Annotated in this window: 13 protein-coding genes; 9 read left to right on the top strand and 4 right to left on the bottom strand. The window is 42.9% G+C overall.

Translation table 11 applies throughout. The annotated features are described in order from the left end of the window. Positions 1-57 precede the first annotated feature (57 nt). Both IRJ18_RS18505 and IRJ18_RS18500 read left to right on the top strand, forming a co-directional pair. On the top strand, positions 58-2,346 hold the full coding sequence (locus IRJ18_RS18505) for a GH92 family glycosyl hydrolase (protein WP_194107773.1): 2,289 nt from the start codon (positions 58-60) through the stop codon (positions 2,344-2,346). A gap of 2 nt (positions 2,347-2,348) precedes the next feature. After that, complete coding sequence (locus tag IRJ18_RS18500) at positions 2,349-3,812, top strand: glycoside hydrolase family 28 protein (RefSeq protein ID WP_194107772.1); 1,464 nt, start codon at positions 2,349-2,351, stop codon at positions 3,810-3,812. Between the two features lie 36 nt (positions 3,813-3,848). Here the strand turns inward: IRJ18_RS18500 and IRJ18_RS18495 are convergent, their stop codons facing one another. Then, on the bottom strand, positions 3,849-4,874 hold the full coding sequence (locus IRJ18_RS18495) for a LacI family DNA-binding transcriptional regulator (protein ID WP_194107771.1): 1,026 nt from the start codon (positions 4,872-4,874) through the stop codon (positions 3,849-3,851). A gap of 208 nt (positions 4,875-5,082) precedes the next feature. Between IRJ18_RS18495 and IRJ18_RS18490 the strand changes: the two genes are divergently transcribed. From IRJ18_RS18490 to IRJ18_RS18465, 6 genes are all read left to right on the top strand, one after another. Beyond that, positions 5,083-5,973 (top strand): inositol oxygenase family protein, encoded by an 891-nt coding sequence (locus IRJ18_RS18490; protein WP_194107770.1) that lies wholly within the window; start codon positions 5,083-5,085, stop codon positions 5,971-5,973. A gap of 52 nt (positions 5,974-6,025) precedes the next feature. Then, a complete protein-coding gene (locus IRJ18_RS18485; RefSeq protein WP_194107769.1) occupies positions 6,026-9,067 on the top strand; it encodes a SusC/RagA family TonB-linked outer membrane protein in 3,042 nt (1,013 codons plus the stop codon). Between the two features lie 17 nt (positions 9,068-9,084). Beyond that, the gene (locus tag IRJ18_RS18480) at positions 9,085-10,752 is read left to right on the top strand and encodes a RagB/SusD family nutrient uptake outer membrane protein (RefSeq protein WP_194107768.1); all 1,668 of its coding nucleotides are present in this window, start codon (positions 9,085-9,087) and stop codon (positions 10,750-10,752) included. Positions 10,753-10,845: 93 nt separating this feature from the next. Continuing rightward, complete coding sequence (locus IRJ18_RS18475; protein WP_228072945.1) at positions 10,846-12,081, top strand: acyltransferase family protein; 1,236 nt, start codon at positions 10,846-10,848, stop codon at positions 12,079-12,081. A 46-nt stretch (positions 12,082-12,127) separates the two neighbouring features. Continuing rightward, positions 12,128-14,338 (top strand): alpha-N-acetylglucosaminidase, encoded by a 2,211-nt coding sequence (locus tag IRJ18_RS18470; RefSeq protein WP_228072943.1) that lies wholly within the window; start codon positions 12,128-12,130, stop codon positions 14,336-14,338. 177 nt (positions 14,339-14,515) lie between these two features. After that, on the top strand, positions 14,516-16,741 hold the full coding sequence (locus tag IRJ18_RS18465; protein ID WP_194107767.1) for a PAS domain S-box protein: 2,226 nt from the start codon (positions 14,516-14,518) through the stop codon (positions 16,739-16,741). Positions 16,742-16,809: 68 nt separating this feature from the next. Here IRJ18_RS18465 and IRJ18_RS18460 read toward each other — a convergent pair whose 3' ends face one another. Continuing rightward, on the bottom strand, positions 16,810-19,860 hold the full coding sequence (locus tag IRJ18_RS18460; RefSeq protein WP_228072942.1) for a glycoside hydrolase domain-containing protein: 3,051 nt from the start codon (positions 19,858-19,860) through the stop codon (positions 16,810-16,812). Between the two features lie 22 nt (positions 19,861-19,882). Continuing rightward, positions 19,883-20,932, bottom strand: a complete 1,050-nt coding sequence (locus IRJ18_RS18455; protein WP_194107766.1) for a phosphotransferase enzyme family protein — start codon at positions 20,930-20,932, stop codon at positions 19,883-19,885. 167 nt (positions 20,933-21,099) lie between these two features. Here IRJ18_RS18455 and IRJ18_RS18450 point away from each other — a divergent pair, with 167 nt between their 5' ends. Beyond that, positions 21,100-21,795: a VIT1/CCC1 transporter family protein gene (locus IRJ18_RS18450; RefSeq protein ID WP_194107765.1), complete on the top strand. Its 696-nt coding sequence runs from the start codon at positions 21,100-21,102 to the stop codon at positions 21,793-21,795. Between the two features lie 2 nt (positions 21,796-21,797). On the opposite strand, the gene IRJ18_RS18445 is transcribed toward IRJ18_RS18450, so the two are convergent. Beyond that, positions 21,798-22,469, bottom strand: coding sequence for a cytochrome b/b6 domain-containing protein (locus tag IRJ18_RS18445; protein WP_194107764.1), 672 nt, complete (start codon positions 22,467-22,469; stop codon positions 21,798-21,800). Positions 22,470-22,557: the final 88 nt, after the last annotated feature.

The following is a 22,557-nucleotide window of genomic DNA, read 5'->3' as shown; positions in this document are numbered from 1 at the left end:
AGGTAATCTGCATAGCCAACCAAAGTTTTCCGGCAATCGTTTCACAGTTAGCATAAAATGAAGAATAAATACATATTGATTATTTATATAGCCAGTATGGCCGTTGCCACTAAATTGCGCGCGCAGGATATTGTTTCCTATGTGCAACCTTTGTCGGGTACAGCACCGGCAACAACCAGGGCTGCTTTAAAGCATGGCAACGGCACCGAGTTAAATGCAAATACCATCCCTGCGGTAACGCTCCCTTTTGCCATGACGCAATGGACCGCGGAAACCCGGCAATCAGAAACTAAATGCCAGCCGCCCTATGTGTATGCCGACAAACAACTTACCGGTTTTAGGGCTACCCATTGGTTAAGCGGTTCGTGCACGCAGGATTATGGCAGTTTTACAATTATGCCGCTTACCGGCCATCTTAAAACGTTAGCAGCTGAATACCGTACCGGTTTTTTGCATGATAATGAGGTGACAACACCTTATTATTACCGGTTAAGCCTGCCATCATATAACTTACTATCAGAAATAACCGCTACACGGCGTTGTGGCATGCTGCAATTTACTGCTCAAAAAACGGATAGTCTTTATTTATTGATCACGCCAAACAGCGACCGTAACGAAGGTTTTATAAAGGTTGATACAAAAAAAGGCTTAATATGGGGATATAACCCCGCCCATCGTATTTACCAGGGTTGGGGGAAGCCTGCGGGGTTCAGCGGATATTTTGTCATACAAGTTGAAAAAGGGATCTCTTTATTTGGGATGTATACGGGCAACCGTAGGATTAAGGCAGATAGCCTTAAAAATGAGAAGGATATGGGGGCTTATATTGGCTTTAAAATGCAGCGGGGCCAAAAATTACGCATCCGGGTAGGCACATCCTTTAGTAGTTTGATGGGTGCGTTCAATAATTTGCAGGCTGAAATAAAAACATGGGATTTTGAAGCGCTTATGGCGCAAAACAAAAGGATATGGCAAAAAGCACTGAGCCAGGTAACGGTACAAACACCTGACCAGCAGCATAAACGGATATTTTATACCGCTATGTACCACAGCATGCAATTGCCACGCTTGTATAATGATGTAAATGGCACCTATCCACAGTTTTCGGGCAATTACAAAATTGATCGCATAATTGGTGGCGAGTATTTTGACGATTTTTCAATGTGGGATATTTATCGCGCCCAACTGCCCTTGTTCGAGGTTTTGAAGCCCGGTCTCATTAATAATTGCGTACAGTCTATGATCCTGAAAGGAAAACAGGGGAACTGGCTGCCCATTTTCCCCTGCTGGAATAGCTACACTGCTGCTATGATTGGCGACCACGTAACCGCGTTTATTGCATCGGCCTGGGTGAAAGGCATCCGTAATTATGATATAACATCAGCGTACCGGCTCATGCGTCAAAATGCTTTTGACACCCCGGGCGAAGTAGATTATAAGGATGGAAAAGGCAGGCGGGCGCTCGCATCGTATCTTAAATATGGGTATATACCGTTAGAAGATTCTGTGCCTGAGGCTTTCCACAAAAAAGAACAGGTTAGCCGCACACTGGAATACGCTTATGATGACTATGCCCTGAGCCGCGTGGCTGCAGATTTAAACAAGAACGCCGATAAAGAGGCCCTTTTAGCCCGGAGTTTTAATTACCGTAATGTTTTCGATCCATCGGTAAACATGGTTAGGGGCCGTTATACCGACAAAAGCTGGTACAAACCTTTCAGGCCGGCATCTAAAGAGCCTTATATTACCGAGGGGACCCCCCAGCAGTACACATTTTATGTACCACAGGATGTAAAAGGGCTTGCCAAGTTAATGGGTGGCCCGGACAAGCTGGAAACTGCGTTGGACCGGCTTTTCGAGTCGGGAGAATACTGGCACGGCAATGAGCCGGGACATCAGATACCTTTTATGTATAACTATACGGCATCGCCCTGGAAAACGCAATTAAGGGTTAAGCAAATACTGGAAGATGAGTATACCGACGGGCCAGGTGGCCTTAGCGGGAATGATGATGCCGGGCAAATGTCGGCATGGTATGTTTTAAGTGCTTTAGGGTTTTATCCTTTAAACCCCGTTTCCAACCAATACTTATTAACCACTCCCTTGTTCCGGCAATATAGCATCCGGTTACCTAATGGTAAGCATTTTAAAGTACTCACGCATACACAATCAAACGATGCTGTGTATATAGCCTCCGCTAAATTTAATGGCAGGCCTTATAGTAAAAACTATATTACTCATAACATGATAAAGAACGGGGGTGTTTTAGAACTATTTTTAACCCATACGCCCAATAAAACATGGGCTGCCCAACCAATTGATCAACCCTCATCATTAACCCCATAACTATGTTAAGCCAATATTTTAAAAGTTATGCGCCATTAGTATTCCTCGTGCTAATCGGAACACAGTTGTTTTCTCAGAAGAAGCAGTATCGCGATTTTTATATTACCGATTATGGGGCAATTGCCGATAAAAGAACAGACAATGCTATAGCTATTCAAAAAGCGATAGATGCATGTGCCCAAGCAGGTGGCGGACGGGTTATAGTACCTACCGGACTGGAATTTATGAGCGGCCCGTTCAATCTCAAATCTAATATAGTATTTGAAGTAAACGGGCGTGTACTTGCAAGCCCCGATGAGCATGTTTACAAAAAAAGTGCTTTCAGGGATAATAAAGGTGAAGGCACCATTTGGATAGGAGGTGAAAACTTAAGTAATGTCACCATTTGCGGTACAGGGGCGCTGGATGGCAATGGAATTAGTTTTATGGGGGCTGAACTGGAAGACTCGTATGTATTAAAACCCTTTAATATAATAGATCCCCGGCCACATTTGTTAACTATCGTGGGTGGGCAAAATATTCGTATACGCGATTTGGCTATTCGTAATTCTGCCTATTGGACGGTGCACCTGGTGGGATGTAATGATGTCGCTATCGATAATATTACTTTGCTTAACAGTGTAAAAGTGCGGAACAGCGATGGTATAGACCTTGACCACAGTAAGAATGTGCGCATCAGCAATTGCTATATCGAATCGGGGGATGACTGCATCTGTTTAAAAAACAGGCGCGAATATGAGGAATTTGGCGCCTGCGAAAATATTACGGTTAGCAATTGCACCATGATGTCGCGGTCATGCGCCATTAAGATAGGTTCAGAAAACATGGACCGCATTAGCCATGTAGTGGTTAATAATTGCATTATTAAAAATAGCAACCGGGGTATTGGGATCCAAAACCGGGATGAAGGCACCGTAACTGATGTAGTTTTCTCTAATATTATAGTCGATTCGCACTTGTTTTCTGATGTATGGTGGGGAAAGGCCGAGCCTATTTATGTCACAGCATACCGACGGGCGAATGGTAATAACAAAGATGCTAACTGGCGCTTCCCGAAAGGAAAAACCGAAGGCAGCGTAGGTAAAGTAAGTAATATATACTTCAGCAATATTAAGGGGATAAGCGAAAATGGTATTTATGTTGGTGCCGAATCTGCCGACAAAATATCGGGTGTTGTATTTGACCAGGTAGACCTGCTGATTAATAAAACCACAGCCATACCTGGCGGCGTGTATGACCGCAGACCGGCAAAGGTAAACGGGTTGCTCGCCGCAGGCACATCGGGCTTTTATTTAGATACCGCAAGTAATATTACTATACGGAACAGTTCGGTAACCTGGGGAAACAGCCTGCCCGTTTACTACAAGCATGTGTTAGAGGGCCACGGCGTAAAAAACCTTAAAACAATTAACCTGGATGGACAGGCGGCCTTTCCGGCTAAATTACAAGCTATTATAAAAGACTGATAGTTAAAGGACTTCCCCAGGTGCCAATATAGTTACCTAAACTTCGCTTACATAGCCAGTGGTAGAATTCCGGATGTTAAGCGTTGAAGGAATAACCGCACATTCTTCTTTTAATATTAAGGTGTTGTTTTTTAAAAGTTTAAGCAGCACGGAGGCCGCGGCCCTTCCCATTTCAAAGGCTGGTTGAGTAATAGTGGTTAAAGTGGGGTTAAGTATAATAGCCGAAGACTGATTGGAAAAACATACTACTTTTACCTGGCGTGGAATATTGATATTTAGTTGCTGGCAAACCAGGTAAATTTCGGTTGTTAGCTTTTCTACAGTAGCCAATATGCCATCAGGGCGGTTATTCCCCTGCATCATATCTTTTATCAATTGACAATTATGCATAGGGTCTTCTGTGCAATCAATAGTTTTACAATCATCCTCATTTAGTCCATATTCGGTTATAGCTTTTTTAAAGCCTTTGCTGCGCTCAGAAATTATTGATAAGCTATTCGATACGGATAGTAATACAATTTTACGGCAGCCCGCCTCAATTAAGTGTCGTGTAGCATTATAACCACACTCAAAGTCGTTAGTGGTAATTTTAACCGCATCAATTTCTTCGCAAACCCGATCAAAAAAAACAACCGGAAGCTGGCGGTTAAATTCCCTGATATGATCGATCGAATCGGTCTCTACCGTTACAGACATAATAGCTCCGTCAACCCTCCCGCCGGCAAGCGCGTTTAAAATAGCCTTTTCCCTTTCAATTTTTTCGTGTGTTAAATAGATCAGTGTATGATAACCTTTTGCCAACGCTACCTCTTCAATGCCATTTAAAGCCTGTGAAAAAAAGCTGTCAGCAACTTCGGGGATCAATACGGCAATTGTTTTGCTTTTATTTCCCCTAAGGCTGCCGGCATAGGCGTTGGGCACATAGTTAAGTTCTTTGGCCAGCGCAAGTACGCGCTGTTTGGTATTTGCGCTTATTTCATGGCTATCGCATAAGGCTTTCGAAATTGTAGCGGTTGACAATTGTAATCGTTCGGCAAGTAGCTTTATCGTTATGGCGCTCATAAAGTATAATAAATCAATAGAATTAAGGGCTTGCCTTGTTTATTTACGAAATCGTTTACGTAAATATTATTACTACATAATAATATATGAATAACTATTTTATTGAACTTCGCATATAAACCAATAATTGTTTGTAGCAAAATAGTCTACATGCCGATAACTGTCAATATTACAATATTAATAGTAAAACTAAACATAATTTGTCATTATGCATTCAAACAACAGCTCTTTAGCTGGCGAGAACCGTGGCCCGCTTTCCAGCCTTGAAGATTGGGACGCCGATCTGCTTAAGCGCTATCCCGACCCATCAAGTATTAATGAAGACAAAAAGGCCGAGGAGTTCCGCAATTACCAGGCAACCGAAAAAGATGGTGTACGTGAGTTTTACCGCCTTAATCACACATTCCAAACGTACGAATATGTAATGGCCAAAAAAGCGGATTTTTTAAAGTTTGATAAAAAAGAAATGCCTATATGGGCTGCGTTCGACTTTTTAAACCAACTTGTTGATGACTCAGACCCTGATACAGACCTTGACCAGATGCAGCATTTGCTGCAAACATCGGAAGCAATAAGGAACGATGGGCACCCCGATTGGATGGTGCTGGTTGGGCTGATACATGATATGGGTAAGGTATTATGTCTTTTTGGCGAGCAGCAATGGGCTGTAGTAGGCGATACTTTCCCCGTAGGCTGCGCTTTTTCTGATAAAATTGTTTATCCAGAATTTTTTGAGCTTAACCCTGACCGTTACAACACCGATTATAACACCGAACTGGGGGTTTATACCCGTAACTGCGGTTTAGATAACGTACACATGTCGTGGGGGCACGATGAATATGTTTACCACATGATGAAAGATTATATCCCCGAACCAGGGCTATATATGCTGCGTTATCATTCTTTTTATGCGCAACACCGCGAAAATGCCTACAACCATTTAATGAGCGGGCACGATCAGGAAATGTTTAAATGGGTAAACCTGTTTAACCCTTACGATCTGTACTCTAAAAATCCCAATCAAAAAAGCTGGGATGAATTAAAACCCTATTACGAAGATCTGCTGGCAAAATACCTGCCTGCTAACCTTAAGTTTTAAAATCCGTATACCAACAACCAACCAATTTAATATGAACCAAATTTACTAAATTATGAGATCAAGCCTTAATTTCAACAAGAGCACGTGGCTACGTTTGCTGCTCTTACTATGCCTTATTAACTTGTCTGTTACATCTTTTGCACAAACCGACAGCCGGATTACCGGCTTGGTAGTTGACAATAAAGGAATGTCAATCCCCGGAGCAACAGTAGTGGTAAAAGGCACTACAAAATCGGCATCTGCAGGTATCGATGGAAAATTCAGCGTGGTGGCAAAAGCCGGTGACGTACTGGTATTTACTTCGGTAGGTTATACAACAAAGGAAGTGGCCGTTACTACAGAAAAGTATTATAAAGTTACACTGGCCGAAGCCAATACGGCCATTAATGAAGTAGTAGTGGTAGGCTATGGTACCGCTACCCGAAAAACTTTGTCAAGTTCTATTACCTCCGTGAAAGCGGAAGATTTAAACAAAGGCGCCATAGCGGATGTTGGGCAATTGCTGCAGGGTAAAGTAGCGGGCTTAAATGTTACCGCCAGTGGCGACCCTAACAAACCGGCCGCGGTAATTTTACGCGGTGCATCAACGGTGAATATGCCGGGCGCGCCTTATTATGTTATTGATGGTGTTCCCGGCGCTGAAATCAGCGCTATTGCCCCCAGCGACATCGCCACTATCGATGTATTAAAAGATGCCGCCGCTACCGCCATTTATGGTAACAGGGCTGCCAGTGGTGTAATTATGATCACTACCAAACGCGGAAAAAAAGGTGTAACCCAGGCAACCTATAGCGGGTACTTTGGCACCGAAAAGGTGAGCAACACATTAGATCTGATGAATGCCGATCAGTTACGCTCGTTTATTACCGCTAATAGCTCTGCTTTTTCGCCAAATGATGATAAAGGGGCTAATACCGATTGGATGAAAGCGATAGAACGTTCAACGGCGTACTCACACAATCACAACTTGTCGTTAAGCGGGGGGACTGAGCACAGTACTTACAGCGCCAGCTTAAACTACTTTAAAAAACAAGGTATCCTTACTGAAAGCTCGCTTGAGCGTGTAATAGGCCGTTTAAATTTAGAGCAGTATGCTTTAAATGATAACCTGAAATTTAGCCTTAACGTTTCAAACTCATCAAGCAACTCCATCAACGAGCCTTTGCAAAACGTTGTGCTGCTACAGGCAGCCAAGCACTCGCCGGTATCGCCGTTGTACAATACGGATGGCAGTTATTTTGAAAACCTTAATAACACTGGTTATTTTAACCCGTTGGCTATAGTGGGTAATGCACAGGACGAAACAAAATTGAATATATTGTTAGGCAGCTTTAATACCCAGTTAAAATTACCATTCAACTTTACTTATAATGTTAACTTGTCGTACCAGCGTACCACATCGGCACATGGCGAATATTATGGCAGCTATTTTAGCAAATACCCAACATCAAACTTTTACAACAATCCCGATCCTGCCATTGGCGTGGCGCACACGCTTATTGGTTCGTTGTTCGGTGCAAATGGATCGGCCATAAGGTCTAACTTAGAAAATACTACAAAGACGCTGGAAACCTTCCTTAGCTGGAAAAAACAGCTGGGCAATCATAACATTGAGGCAGTGCTGGGCTACGCTTATCAGGACAATAGCCTTGGGGATGGGTTCAAAGCATCGAGTACAAATTTCCCTACCGATTATACCGGCTATTCAAACCTTAGCTTAGGTAACCCTTATGCCATTGCAAATTATCGCATTAATGTAGGTGACGACCTTACCTATAGTAAATATTTAATGATATCTGATTTTGCAAGGTTAAACTACAGCTATAAGGATAAATATCTGTTCCAGGGTTCGATACGCCGCGATGGTAGTTCTATTTTCGGAGCTAATAACCACTGGGGTTATTTCCCATCGGTGGGTTTGGCATGGCGTATTACACAGGAAGACTTCATGAAAAACCAAACCCTGTTTAGCGATTTGAAATTGCGTGCCAGCTATGGAGAAACAGGTAACTCCGCAGGCATTAATGCATACACAGGGCAATTATTTTATGTAGCGGCAGGTACTTATTATAACAATGGTGTACAGGCTTCAGCTTATACCCCCTTTCAGGGTTCAAACCCTGATTTAAAATGGGAGAAAATAGCTACTAAAAATATCGGTATTGATTTTTCCATTTTAAACAATAAACTCTCTGGATCGGTAGATATATATGATAAAAACACCACTGGTATGCTTTTCAGGTACAGTGTTCCTCCGGCACTTGTTCCTGGTGGTTCAATCACCGCAAATGGCGGCAGTATCAACAACAGAGGTATCGAAGTTACTTTAAACGTTTCGCCAGTTAACGCAAAAGATTTTACATGGTCAAGTAATATAAGTATGGCCTACAATAAAAACAAAATTACCAGTTTAAAGGGGATTTACGGCAACCCCGACTCGGTACGGTATTCTGATCCAGAAGGTCCAGGCCAAACCAATGCTACACTGCAGTTGCTTAAAGTGGGTTACCCTATCGGCCAATTCTTTACCTTAAAATATGCAGGTAAAGATGCCACTGGCAATTCTCAGTTTTACAAAAAGGATGGCACTACCACTACTGCGCCGGGCATAGGTACTGATTATTTTTACTTAGGCAATGCACAGCCGAGTGTTATTATGGGATGGAACAACACCTTCAGATATAAAAACCTTGATTTGAATGTGTTTATCCGCGGCACTTTTGGCAACAAGATATTTAATGCTACCCGTGCCGATCTTTCTTACACGGCAGGTGCGGCTACAAGCAATATCCTGAATAGTGCAGCTAACGATAAGATCTCAGATACCCGTAACTCTTATTATTCAGATCGTTATATTGAGAATGGATCGTATGCCCGTTTAGACAACGCCACACTGGGCTACAATTTTAAAGCCCCTTTTAAAAATGTCAGTAATATCCGAGTATACACGTCAGTAAATAATTTGTTTACCATAACCGGATACAAAGGAATTGACCCTGAAATTAACCAGGGCGGTGTAGCGCCGGGGATAGATTATAATAACTTCTATCCTAAAACACGCACCTTCTTATTCGGTGTTAACGTATCATTTTAAAAAGAAATTTTAAAGACATGAAAAAGATATTTTTTGGAATAGCAAGCCTGTTTGTACTGGCTTTTATATTCTCTTCCTGCCACAAAATTGAAACGCCGCCAACGGCTGAACTTACACCCGACGTTTATCCGCTAACCGCGGCGCAACTTTCTTCAGCAGCTGGCCCAATATACATTAGTTTAAGAAGCGACTATCAGGGTTATTGGTTTTTACAAAGTTGCTCTACCGACGAAGCTGTACTCCCCATTTTTGCTACGGATTGGATAGATGGCAACAAATACATGGAGCTGCACCGACACACCTGGACAAAGGATAATGCCTGGGTAGCCGGCGAATGGAGCTATATGACCAATATGATAGGAACTGCGAACCAAACCATTTCGGTTATCAAGGCGTCGGCACCTGAAGGCGCGGCCAAAAACACCAGCCTTGCTGAATTGAAGACCATGCGCGCGCTGGCCTACTTTATGATGTTGGACTGCTATGGTAACGTTCCGCTTGATACGCTGTATGGCGCTACCGATTTAAAGACCAATAGCCCGCGTGCTAAAGTGTTTACTTATATAGAAAGCGAGCTTAAAGCGTCGATACCATATTTAAAAACAACAACCGGGACAGCTACTTATGGCTTACCTACGCAGTATTTAGCTTATTCTATATTAGCAAAAATGTATTTAAATGCCGCTGTTTATACAGGCACTGCACGTTATGATGACTGTATAGCCGCTTGCGACAAGATTATTAGCTCGGGATTATACGCCATTGAGCCCGCGAGCACCTATTTGCAAATGTTTTACCCCACCAACGGACCCGGGCAAAAGGAATTTATTTTTGCTATTCCATTTGATGCTTCAACCTCTAATGGCTATTGGTTCCCGGCAAGGTACGACCTGAACCGTAACTTAGGTATCCGTTATCTGTATTCAGGATCTACCTCCGGTGGTATTACCGACCCGATCATGAACCAAAGCAGCGGCAGCGGCCTGAATAATGTGAAACCAAGCGGCCCACGTATGACCACGTCTGAGTTTTATGCTTACTTTAACGACCCTAACGACGTGCGTAACAAGCAATGGTTAACCGGCCTGCAATACTGGCCTGACGGGCAACCTATTATGGTAAATACAACCAATTTGGGTTACAATCAGTTTTATACCGGAGCAAGTCCCGCTGCATCTTATACCTATCAGTTAAATTTAACACCGCTTACTACTTCCCGTCTGGGTGCAACATCTTACGATTTGGGTAAAGATGAAATTGCCTGGAACACAGGGTACCGTAACATTAAATATTTACCGGATTACACCAATACCATTAGCCGTAACCAAAATAACGATGTACCTATATTCCGTTATTCAGATATTGTGATGATGAAAGCTGAGGCTATTTTCAGAGGAGGGGCTCCAACTTTGGGTGCTACTGCATTATCGCTGATCAACTCTGTTCGCTCTAACCGTACTACTTCGGCTGCATTAACAACACTTGCACTTGATGATATTTATGCCGAACGTTGCCGTGAGTTTACCTGGGAAGCCTGGCATCGTAACGATATGATCAGGTTTGGTAAATTTGAAACAAGCTATGGCTTGGGTAAAACCAATACCGATACCTATCGCCGTATCTTCCCTATACCAAGCACTGCAATGGCTACCAATCCAAACCTGGTACAAAACCCTGGCTATTAATTGGGTTTAGCCTATAAAAAACCTCCGGTGAAAAGTTTTCGCCGGAGGTTTTTATTAACCTGCTTATTTTATTTGAATGTATCTTAGCACATCATGATGTCGGCTTCATTAACAACTTCTATTGACAACCCTGTAAAAAAGCAGCCCAGGCTACTATCGCTTGATGCCTTGCGCGGCTTTGATATGTTTTGGATAATTAGCGGCGAGCAAATATTTCAGGGTATTGCCAGTGTGATACAAGCTAAATACAATTTAACACGTAATGCTGCCAACTGGCGCATAAATACCGATGAACGATTGTCGATATCTGAGCGTTTAATGGTTGGCGTTAGCAACCAGTTTCATCATTCGCCATGGAACGGTTTTACGTTTTACGATCTCATATTCCCGCTTTTTATATTTATAGCAGGCATTTCCATGGCATTTTCTTATGGGAAGCCCCTGCCGCAATCAAAGGCGGAAGCTAAAGCAATTACATGGGCACGCTATCAACAACTTTTTAAACGGACCTGCCTGTTAATACTACTGGGTATGGTGGTAAACGGCTTATTAAAGTTTCAGGGGTATGATCAGACACGCTTTGCCAGCGTATTGGGGCGCATTGGCCTCGCTTGCTTTTTCGCCGCGATAATTTATCTGAACGCGTCATTCCGCTGGCAGTTAGTGTGGTTTGGCCTGATTTTGTTAGGATATTGGATGTTAGTAGCTTGGGTGCCTGTACCGCATTATGGCGCAGGGGTATTAAGTCCCGCCGAAAATCTTCCAGCCTATATAGATCAGCATTTTTTGCCGGGAAAATTACACCGGAAAGTATATGATCCCGAAGGATTGCTTTCTACAATACCAGCTATTGCTACGGCTATGATGGGCTTATTCACCGGCCGTTTTTTACAATGGGAGGCAGATAACAAGCTATCGCCGGTTAAAAAAATGCTGATCATGTTTGCTACAGGTATTCTTTTAGTAATAACAGGCTTGGTTTGGAATATTAGTTTCCCCATCAACAAAACGTTGTGGACCAGCTCGTTCGCCATTTATGCTGGCGGTTGGAGCTTGTTGTTATTTTCCGTTTTTTACGGTATTATTGACGTTGCCGGATACAAAAAATGGTGCCAGCCCTTTGTTTGGATCGGCACTAATGCCATACTTATTTATGTAGCTACGGAAGGGCTGATAAATTTTGAATTTACCTCGCAATATTTATTTGGCGGTATTATTAATAAAATGCCGCAACCATGGCACCAGGCAGGGATATGGATTGGTGTATTATTAATAGAATTGTTGTTGATGCGTTTTTTATATCGCAAAAAAACATTTTTAAAATTTTAGTGACTAACATCAACTATCTAATAGTTATTGATAAACATATAGCATTTTGAAAAACCTATTATTTACGTTTGGTATCTTATGCCTGGCCTTTAGTGCAAAGGCGCAGCTAACACCAGCAGCAGCAAAAGAGCTGGTGAGCCGCATACTACCACAACATGCAAATGCTTTCAAGGTTGAACCTATCTGGTCGGCACAGCATCCCGATGCTTTTGAGTTAGAAAGCCGTGATCATAAAATTATTTTAAGAGGCAATAATGGCGTCGCCATAGCCTCGGCCCTTTATTATTATTTAACCGAATATTGCCATTGCCAGGTTACCTGGAACGGCACCAACCTTAAATTGCCGCGGGTATTACCCCAGGTAAAAGTCAAAATCAGGAAAGAAAGCCCTTATCAGTACCGGTATTATCTTAACTACTGCACATTTAATTATAGTATGAGCTGGTGGGATTGGGCACGTTGGGAAAAGGAAATTGACTGGATGGCCCTGCATGGCATAAATATGCCACTGGCGATAACGGGAGAAGAATATACCTGGTACCTGATATATAAAGAGCTTGGATTTACAGATGCGGACTTGAAAGGTTTTTTTACAGGGCCTTCTTATTTTTCGTGGTTTTGGATGGGAAATATGGATGGCTGGGGAGGCCCCTTGCCAGTACAGTGGATGAAAGATCACTTTGAACTGCAAAAGAAAATAATACAACGGGAAAGGGAACTGGGGATGAAACCTGTATTGCCTGCATTTACAGGCCATGTACCTGCTATTTTTAAAAACAAATTTCCCGGTGCGAAGCTTAAAGCCACTAACTGGAAAAATGGCTTCGCCGATACTTATATACTTGATTCTGCAGATCCTATGTTTGCCCGTATAGGTAAACTTTTTTTGCAAAAACAAACGGCATTACTGGGCACCGACCATTTATATTCGGCGGATACCTTTAATGAAAATGAACCACCATCTGATGCCCCTGAATACCTGGAAAAACTTAGCGCGCAGGTTTATGAGGGCATGCGCCAGGCTGATACGGCAGCTGTGTGGGTAATGCAGGGCTGGCTATTTTATAGTGACCGTAAGTTTTGGAAAGACGAACAGACCCGGGCTTTATTAAAAGCTATACCAAATGATAAAATGATCATATTAGACCTTGCCGCTGAAATTGAGCCCGTGTGGAAACGTACCGGTGCATTTTATGGCAAGCCCTGGATATGGAATATGTTGAACAACTTTGGGGCTAATACCAACTTGTTTGGCAGAATGGATGCGGCAGCGCATGCCCCGGCAGAGGCTTATAGCGACCCCAAAAGCGGCAACATGAAGGGTATCGGTTTAACAATGGAAGGCATTGAACAAAATCCGGTATTATATGAGCTGCAAACCGATAATACCTGGCGAAACCAACCTATAAACGTGGACACCTGGTTGCCACAGTATGTGCTGAACCGTTACGGTAAAAAGAATGAGCAAGCCTTACTTGCATGGGATATATTAAGAAAAACGGTTTATAGCGTACCTGCCGAGCGGTACATTCGTGATGGCGCCGAATCCATTATCCAGGGCAGGCCTACTACCGATAGTTTGACCCGGTGGGCCCGCACAACATTAAACTACCGGGCCCAGGACCTGCTGCCTGCCTGGAAAGCTATGGTAAATGCAACCGCCTACCTATCAGCGAGTGATGGTTTCAGGTTTGACCTGGTTGATGTAACCCGGCAGGTATTAGCTAATTATGCCCTGCCACTACAACGCAAAGCGGTATTAGCTTACCATCAAAAAAACAAGTCGCAGTTTAAACAATATAGCGGCGAATTTATTGAGCTGATACAAGACATGGATAAACTGCTTGCTACACGTAAAGAGTTTTTGCTTGGGCCATGGATTGCCGACGCACGGCGCTGGGGCCGGACACCAAATGAAAAGGCCCTTTATGAATTGAATGCCAAAGACCTGATTACCCTTTGGGGCGACAAAGATTGCCCGCTGAACGAATATGCATGTAAACAATGGAGCGGCCTGTTCAATGATTTTTACAAGCCCCGTTGGGAGCAATTTTTTACTGCAATGGAATTAGACCTGGCCGGCAAAAAAAAGTTAGACAGGGATGCATTTACCCGTCAAATTAAAAACTGGGAATGGGCATGGGTAAATACCCGGAAAGATTACCCCGTAAAGCCCGTGGGCGATGCTGTGGTAACCACCAGGTTGCTTTACCACAAATACTGGGAGAAAGCAAACAAACTGCTTACTGATTATTAACTGGCGCCTAAAGAATAATAGGTTCAAAAACCGCAATTTAGGATAACGAAATTAAGTGTGATGAAATTATTTTATATAATATGAAAACCCTATGAGGGAGCCCACCGTATAAACCTCTACTGGAATGATTTTTGTATCCTTGACAAGGATATTTTTATTAACTTCCTTTTTTCCAAAATGGGCACTCTTTCCGCATCGTTACAAAATATTATTGCTGTTTCTTCATTGCCTGTGGCGATCGTAGACACCCATATGCGCTATCTGGCTGTTTCAGAAAAATGGATCACGTATTATGGCCTTGAAAACGTTCCGCTTATTGGAAGGTCTCATTATGAGGTGTTTCCTGAAATTGAGGAACGCTGGAAAAAGATCCACGCCGAATGCCTGAGCGGAAAAGATCAAAAATGCGATAACGACCGCTTTGAACGTGCCGACGGCAGTGTAATGTGGTTGCAATGGGAAGTAAGGCATTGGCGTACAGATGACGGAAAAATCGGTGGGATGATGATGACCAGTGAAGATGTGAGTTATAAAACCCGCATATTTATGAACGAAAAGCGTTTTCAGCTTTTTATGGACGAACTCCCCGGGCTTTGCTGGATCACCGATCACAAAAATGTTCTTAAATATGCCAATAAATGCTTTTACGATACTTTCCATTTAACAGATGGGGTAATTGGTAAAAGCAGTAAAGAGATATTTGGTCAGGAAATTGCCAGACATTTTCAGGAAAATAATGAACTGGTATTAAATTCCGGGGAGGGGAAAAATTTCCACCAAACCATTAGGGATAACCAGGGGCACCCACAAGTTTATAAAACATATAAATTTCCGTTCACGGATGCTGAAGGTAACATGGTTGGGGCTGTGGCATTTAATATTACCCGGAACAAGCTTTTAGAGGAGGAACTATTTCAAAGCGAGACACAGTTTAAACTGGCCTTTGAACATTCCCTTATCGGCATGGCTTTAATTACGCCGGATGGTAAATGGAAAAGGGTAAACAAGAGCCTTTGTCAGATGCTTGGCTATTCCGAGAAGGACATGAAAAAAATGACAGTGCAGTCGATCACCCATCCGGATGACCTGGCCAATACCATAACCACGCTGAACGATCTGCGCGCCGGAAGGATAGAAAAGATTAAGCACGAAAAACGCTACCTGCATAAAGATGGTAAAACTATTTGGGTGGTAATTGCTGCAACTATGCTTTACGATAGTTCAGGGAAACCGCTTTATTACGTCTCACAAATAGAAGACATTACCAAAAGAAAGGAAATTGAAAACGACCTGGTGCTTAGCGAGAAAAAGTACCGCACCATTTTTGAAAATGTGCAGGATGTATTTTACCAGACCGACCAGAATGGTTTGGTAACTGAGATCAGCCCTTCTATCGAAAAATATTCCGGTTACCGGCGTAGTGAGATTATTGGTCAGCCGGTTGCAAACTTCTATTTTTATGTGCAGGACCGCGAGCGTATCATTGAAAGTTTGCGCACACAGGGATTTGTGATAGACTTTGAAGCACGGTTGAAAACCAAAGACGGCCAGTTACGCTACGCATCGGTTAATGCCCGGCTTGTCATTGAAAACGGGGTTATTATTTCCACCGAAGGCAGTATGAGGGACGTAACAACCAGGAAGTTCCACGAGAATGAACTTAAGGCCTTAAATACGCAGCTTACCGCATCCAACGAACAAAAAAATAATCTGCTCTCTATTATTGGCCACGATCTGAAAAACCCGATATCGGGCAGCCTGCAGTTATTGGACCATACTTTAACCGACTTTGAGTCGAGCTCTGCGGATGAAGTACATGCCTATCTGTCCCTGATGAAGCAGGAACTATCTAACGCCAACAACCTGTTGGAAGATTTGCTTACCTGGGCCAAATCGCAGTTTAATGCGGTTAGTTTTAATCCCGTAAAAATTGATGATGTAGCCGCTGTAGTTTATAAATGCATGCAGACTGTGCAGCCCATGGCCGTGAAGAAAAAGATATCCATTACTTCGCAAGTGCCTGATGGGTTAAGCCTAACGGCCGATATAGGCATGCTGGAAACCATTATTCGAAACCTGCTCTCCAATGCGGTTAAATTTACAAATAGTGGCGGCAAGATCGTCGTAGCCGCTATAGTCGATGGAAAAGACATCTTATTTTCTGTAACGGATGATGGCTGTGGCATACCCCAGGATAAAATTGGCGAACTATTCAATAAAAACACCAACTATACCACCTATGGAACCGCTGGCGAAAAAGGTACCGGCTTAGGGTTGAACCTCTGTCATGACTTTGCATTAAAACACGGCGGAAACCTTTGGGTTGACAGTAAGGAAAATGTAGGCAGTACCTTTTACTTTACCATACCTGTTTCGTTAAACGTATTAGACGCTACTGTTTAATTTTTGCGGGCCACACTGATGCGATCGATCTAATCTCTTGGCAGGTGAACGAAAAATTACAATACAGCCTACTTCACTACCAATATCCAGCCTTTTCCTTTAGGTACCCTTATCTCATCGTCAACGCCAAATCTCTTTGCCGGTTGGAAGTTGCTGATGCCGGGCGCGGTAATAGTTGCCTTCGCCCTATCAATACCTAAAGCTTTCCAGTCGATAGTTAGTTTGATAGACGTATCGTTATCGGCCCAGCTGGCAATGGCTATCATAGCTTTGCCTTGTTTTTTATAAACGGTAGCCAGCACTTTAGGATTATTTGTTTTTACAGGATTGCTATCTACCCAATAACCTATCATTTTAGTACCCTGCATGCCAAAGTTATCCCAGGCTTTCCATATAGGGCGTGGATCGGCGTTGTCACTCCAGGGCATGCGGTTGGTCATGCCGAATATCATGCCGCGCCATGGATTGCCACCGCCTTGCAGCATTTCGCCCATCAGGCCAAACGGAATACCCGAAACCTCGGTTAAAAAGAAATCAGGACTGTTTTTTTCATAATCAAAATACTCGCCAAACCATAGGCGGTTCAGGTAAGGGAAGTGCTCCATGTACAGGTTGGCGCTGTTGTTAAACCCATCGCTTTTATTGTATTGGTTAGCCGAATGCAGGTCGATAATACCCGGGTGACCGTTTTGCGTCAGTACGCGTTTAACTCGTTTCATGGTAATACGATCGAATGCTACATCATCCAGGTATATACCATCAATGCCTACGTTCTGTACCAGCCAGTTCATGCCTTCCACGTAATAGTTGTGCCAGCGGCTCATGCCGCTATTCACAATTGCAGCATCCTTAATTTCAGGGACGTACCAGGCAGCAATATAATCGTCACCCAAATGTTCCTGCAGCCACGAGTAACCACCGCCCTTTCCGGCAGAATAGATCTCGTGCCCAAGGCTGCGCATGGGGAAGGTTTCATAAGCGCTGTTGCTCAGTTCGCGCACGGTATTATATATTTTAACCTTTAGCCCTTTTTGATGCGCCTGGGTAATGTAGGCTTTCATAGCATCGTGCGCAATAAATGGATAGTTAATATAAGGGTTGATGGGCGTAGCATGATGAATGTTTACCACAGTGGCACCTGTAGCCTTAATGGTATCCAGGTTGTTGTATTTATGATAAAAGCGCGTTGCCCATTGGAAATCGGTATTGAGGGTATGGAAAGGCGTAACCAGTAAGGTGAAGTTGTAATATAGTACATCGCCCTTTTTCATGCTGCGCGGCCCGGTATAAGTTTCGGATAGCATGGTTTTCCCCTTAACGGTAACTATCATACCGCCCTTGCCGCCGTTCCCCCACGATGTGGGCAGCACCAAAGGTTTTTGCAGGTAAAAGTTGGTGTTTAGTGGCCGTACGTAATGCTCGTCGCGTAGGGAATATTGCAGCCCGGCATTTACCTCGCCAATCCATGCGCCGTCCTGATTTTTAGTAGCTACATCCCATTTCCATTTCACGGTATCAGGGCGCAAGCCTCCTTTTTGACCTAAGCCCATCAGGTATTTTGATGCGTTTTTATCAAAAGGGATATGGAATTTGGTGTCGTCAAGGTCTACATCTTCTAAAGCTTTTAATCTAACTGTATAAGTCATATAGCCATCAAACTCGATGCTACCGCTAACAAACATCTCAAGTTCTTTAGATTTACTTATGGCGTTCCAGGTAACCGTTCCAGGTGTTTTTTCCTGGAAAATAAAGCCATTTTTCATCGTATCAACACGAATGATATGACCACCCCCATCAAACCTAAAAACAGGTTCATCTGCGCCCTTTAACGCTATGTCCTTGTGTGTTTTAGCACTGACAATGTGAAAGTGAATATTTTCACCAAGTATATTCTTAGCCGTGTCGGACATACCTGTCATTTCCTGGTTAAAGAAGGATTGGATCTTATCCGGGAAACCGCTATTGGCCAATATTACTTTACGCCCCAACAGGCTGATCGTCTTGCCGTTAACTGTTAATGGTGTATATGGCGCTATCACATCGTTTTTTTGCGCCAGGGTGCTGTTTAACCAGGTTAAACGGGTTTGCTTTTGCGGCTCGTTCACCCCACCTTTTACAGCCATTTGCGGTTTTACAACTATGGTAATTTTAATGATAGTTGGGGGGGCATTATCAGCTTTAACATTTACTATACCGGTATAAGTACCAGCAACTGCTTGCATTGGTACATTAACCAGGCACCATAGTGCCTGTACATCACCTTTGCTTATGTTCACTGTATTACTTAGTGGTGTACCGTCGTACTTAGTTCCATCAGTATTCAAGCAACTCACACCTGCTGGTGGTATGGCATGGCCTTTATTATCGCTTAAAGGGTAAAAGGTTAATTTCACATTTTGCAGGTCCTGTTTGCTGGCATACACACCTAATTGATAACTGAAGTTTTCGCCTCTGAGCGCTGTACCTGTAAAACTCCCGGTGACACCTTTGGTAATCCAGCGCTGCGGCAGATCGTGCGGCATTTTAATGGGATGTTCGCGGTCTTCGGTGAAAACTAAGTAGGGTTTGTCCTGGTTCAGCGCTGTAATTTTTTGCACCTCGCGTGCGTTAGCAATCACTTCCATGGGATAAAAGCTATTCATAGCGTTTACCGATTCAAGATAAGTAACTGATGCCTGCCGTGCCTGCCCGGTTTTAGCCAACCATTCAGACGATGCAGTATTTTGCATTTTAGCGTAAATGGCATTGGGATAGTTAGACCCGGCCTTTACCTTGTAGGGCATATAATAAATATAGTACTTGCCTATACCCGATGTCGGTTCGAAATAAACTGTTCCGTTTTCACGGGATATATTTTCGGTTTTGACATTCAGTACGCGCTTATTAGTTTTCGCGTCAACCACAATAATGGCCTTGTCGGCCGGGTTGTCCCTGCGGCGCCAGTCTATTACTACTTTGGCAGCGGGCCCTTGCGCCTGTACATTCACTACGGCACGGTGGTTGCCCAGCGAGTCGGGGTTCCAGCTGTTATGGCCCGATATATATTTTTCCTGTGCAAATGTTGCCGTAGTTATTATACAAAAACTAAAAGCAAAAAGAAGGTTGATTAAACGGGCCATTATTATCTGTTATTATTTATTTTTATTTGATATTGATCAGTTTCTTAAATTTTTCTTCGGATTGTATATACCGCTCAAGCAGGGTTAGCTGGTTTTGCGCCCGTACTAAATTATGCCCCTGATAGTTGGTTGGATAATAAATGTCGCCGTTTAAAAAATCGGTTAAAAAGCGCAGCGCCTGCATATATATCATAAACTTACCGGCGTAAATAAACAGGCCTTTTTCGGCATCGGTCAATACATCGCCCATTTCCTGCATATAGCCTTTGTAAATAGCCGCGAAATTGGCCTCGTTAATTTGCACAAGATCTAAATCGCGTTCTTCTTCGGTCACGGGCGATAAATAAGTACGCATCATATCGCCTAGATCGCTAATAAAATATCCGGGCATTACCGTATCAAGGTCTATCACACACAAGCCTTCACCTTTATCATTAAATAATACGTTGCTTATCTTAGTATCATGGTGAATTACACGCAGGGGGATTTGCTTGTCTTGTACTATCCGGCGATAGGTTTCCGCGATATCGGCATTTACCGCTATGGCCTTAACCTCCTCAATTGTTTGACTTAACCTATCGGCCGGGGCATTTTGTAAGGCGGCATTGAATTGATCTACCCTTAAATTAAGATTGTGAAAATCGGGTAGCGTATATTGTAATTGCCCTGCATCAAAACCATTAAGCAACCGCGAGAATTTACCAAATTGTTTAGCCGCTTCAAATGCCTGTTCCGGGAATTCAAGAGCATCAACAGTATGTGAATTTTTGATAAAAGGTGACAACCGGTAATACTCCTCATCAATCACAGCCAGGTATTGCTTATTAATTGCGGGTAAAGGGGCAACAAAAAGATAATCAGGGTAATTGGTCTCGAAATACTTTCCCAACAGTACTAAGTTATGGGCAATGGCCTGCGGCGATTTAAACACATTTTTGTTAATGCGCTGCAGAATGTAAACATTATGCTTCCCGCTTACTTTCCAGGTATAATTAATCAGGCCCGAGCCAAATGGTTGTACGGAATAATCGGCGGGGGTTAAACCAAACGCAATTAATATAGCTGTTAGCATAGGTGTATAAAATTCAAACTTAATAATTCCTTTTAAAGCCAGAGGGGTTAGATTTAAACTATTTTCATTCGGGTAAGAAAGATTTGGGTTAATATCTATAACTTCAAGTCCATATAAGTAGTTAATAAATTAGTTTAGATTTATAATAGCATATTACAAGAGCAATAATGAGTACCCATCACGAACACCATGTAACCAGTTCAGAAACTATCAGGGATATTGTTATCGGTATGTCCGATGGTTTAACGGTACCTTTCGCATTGGCGGCAGGCTTAAGCGGGGCTATCAGTTCATCGGGCATTGTGGTTACGGCAGGTATTGCCGAAATTGTTGCCGGTTCAATAGCCATGGGGCTGGGCGGGTTTTTGGCCGGACGTACCGAGGTAGATCATTATAATTCTGAACTGAAACGTGAATATGAGGAAGTAGAGCGTGTGCCTGAACAGGAAAAACTGGAAGTTAAAGAAGTATTTGCCGAATTTGGCTTGTCAGAATCGCTTCAACAGCAAATAGCCGATGAAATGGCTAAGGACAAAAAAAAGTGGGTTGATTTTATGATGCGGTATGAGTTAGGGCTTGAAGAGCCTCATGCTAACCGGGCCACAAAAAGCGCTTTCACTATCGGGGCATCGTATATTGTGGGTGGCATTATCCCATTATCTCCCTACATTTTTATAGACCACGCGCCAACTGCCTTAAATTACTCGTGCATATTAACCATTATCTGCCTGTTTATATTTGGCTATTTCAAAAGTAAAATGACGGGGCAGCCAGCTTTAAGCGGGGCATTAAAGGTGGTGATAATAGGTGCATTAGCCGCCGGTGCAGCATTCGGGATGGCTAAACTGATCAACGGAAGATAATATTATTCTTTGCCTCCGTGGATCATATCGGATACGATGCCTTTACTTTCATTGCGTTCGGCCAAAAACACCCCAATTAAATGGATGGTAATAAATGCCAGCACAATATACATGCAAAAGTTATGCACCTCTTTAACGCTGTGCCTTATAGCTTTATAAGGGGCCATCAAATCTTCAAACGCTAAGAACAGCCCTGTAATAACCATGATAAAAAGCACGATATAGAATAAAACATATATCGCCTTAACTGTAAACTCGTGACGGGCGATCTCGCGGTTCTTTTTAGTGATTAAAAACTGCGTGTAGGCTAATTTTATCTTCCTGATAAATTTCTGATCGGCCAGCTGAAAAAACTCTAGTATTATCCGGAATAATAATAAAGCGGCCAGGCAATAGCCAAAATAAATGTGTATTTCCCAAACTTTATCTTCCAGTGCATGGCTTACGCCTTTGGCCTGTTCTACACTTACGGCTGCCCCACCTTTATTAAGCTCGCTTAACACAACAGGCGTTACGGTTTCGCGGGTAATTAATGTGGAATTGATAAGCACTGTAATAAGTGACCCGCAGATAACAATGGTGTTTAGCCAATGCCATAAACGCAGCGATGAAGAATTTTTTTTAATATGCTGTGGATGGGCAATGTCCTTGCGGGTGGGTTCAATAGCTGTCATTTTTATTTAATGTTAGATATTTAATAAAGCTATAAATAAAATAATTAACAACTTGTTTTGAACCCACTTTATAAAAACGGCAAAGCAA

Origin of the sequence: Mucilaginibacter boryungensis (assembly GCF_015221995.1) — a bacterium.
GTDB lineage: Bacteria > Bacteroidota > Bacteroidia > Sphingobacteriales > Sphingobacteriaceae > Mucilaginibacter > Mucilaginibacter boryungensis.
Note: the sequence above shows the minus strand (reverse complement) of the source record. Positions and strands in the feature narration are given on the sequence as shown.

Bases quoted from the DNA above. Each gene is read 5' to 3' on its own strand.
- IRJ18_RS18505 (WP_194107773.1), top strand. From the start codon at position 58: ATGAAGAATAAATACATATTGATTATTTATATAGCCAGTATGGCCGTT.
- IRJ18_RS18500 (WP_194107772.1), top strand. From the start codon at position 2,349: ATGTTAAGCCAATATTTTAAAAGTTATGCGCCATTAGTATTCCTCGTG.
- IRJ18_RS18495 (WP_194107771.1), bottom strand. From the start codon at position 4,874: ATGAGCGCCATAACGATAAAGCTACTTGCCGAACGATTACAATTGTCA.
- IRJ18_RS18490 (WP_194107770.1), top strand. From the start codon at position 5,083: ATGCATTCAAACAACAGCTCTTTAGCTGGCGAGAACCGTGGCCCGCTT.
- IRJ18_RS18485 (WP_194107769.1), top strand. From the start codon at position 6,026: ATGAGATCAAGCCTTAATTTCAACAAGAGCACGTGGCTACGTTTGCTG.
- IRJ18_RS18480 (WP_194107768.1), top strand. From the start codon at position 9,085: ATGAAAAAGATATTTTTTGGAATAGCAAGCCTGTTTGTACTGGCTTTT.
- IRJ18_RS18475 (WP_228072945.1), top strand. From the start codon at position 10,846: ATGATGTCGGCTTCATTAACAACTTCTATTGACAACCCTGTAAAAAAG.
- IRJ18_RS18465 (WP_194107767.1), top strand. From the start codon at position 14,516: ATGGGCACTCTTTCCGCATCGTTACAAAATATTATTGCTGTTTCTTCA.
- IRJ18_RS18460 (WP_228072942.1), bottom strand. From the start codon at position 19,860: ATGGCCCGTTTAATCAACCTTCTTTTTGCTTTTAGTTTTTGTATAATA.
- IRJ18_RS18455 (WP_194107766.1), bottom strand. From the start codon at position 20,932: ATGCTAACAGCTATATTAATTGCGTTTGGTTTAACCCCCGCCGATTAT.
- IRJ18_RS18450 (WP_194107765.1), top strand. From the start codon at position 21,100: ATGAGTACCCATCACGAACACCATGTAACCAGTTCAGAAACTATCAGG.
- IRJ18_RS18445 (WP_194107764.1), bottom strand. From the start codon at position 22,469: ATGACAGCTATTGAACCCACCCGCAAGGACATTGCCCATCCACAGCAT.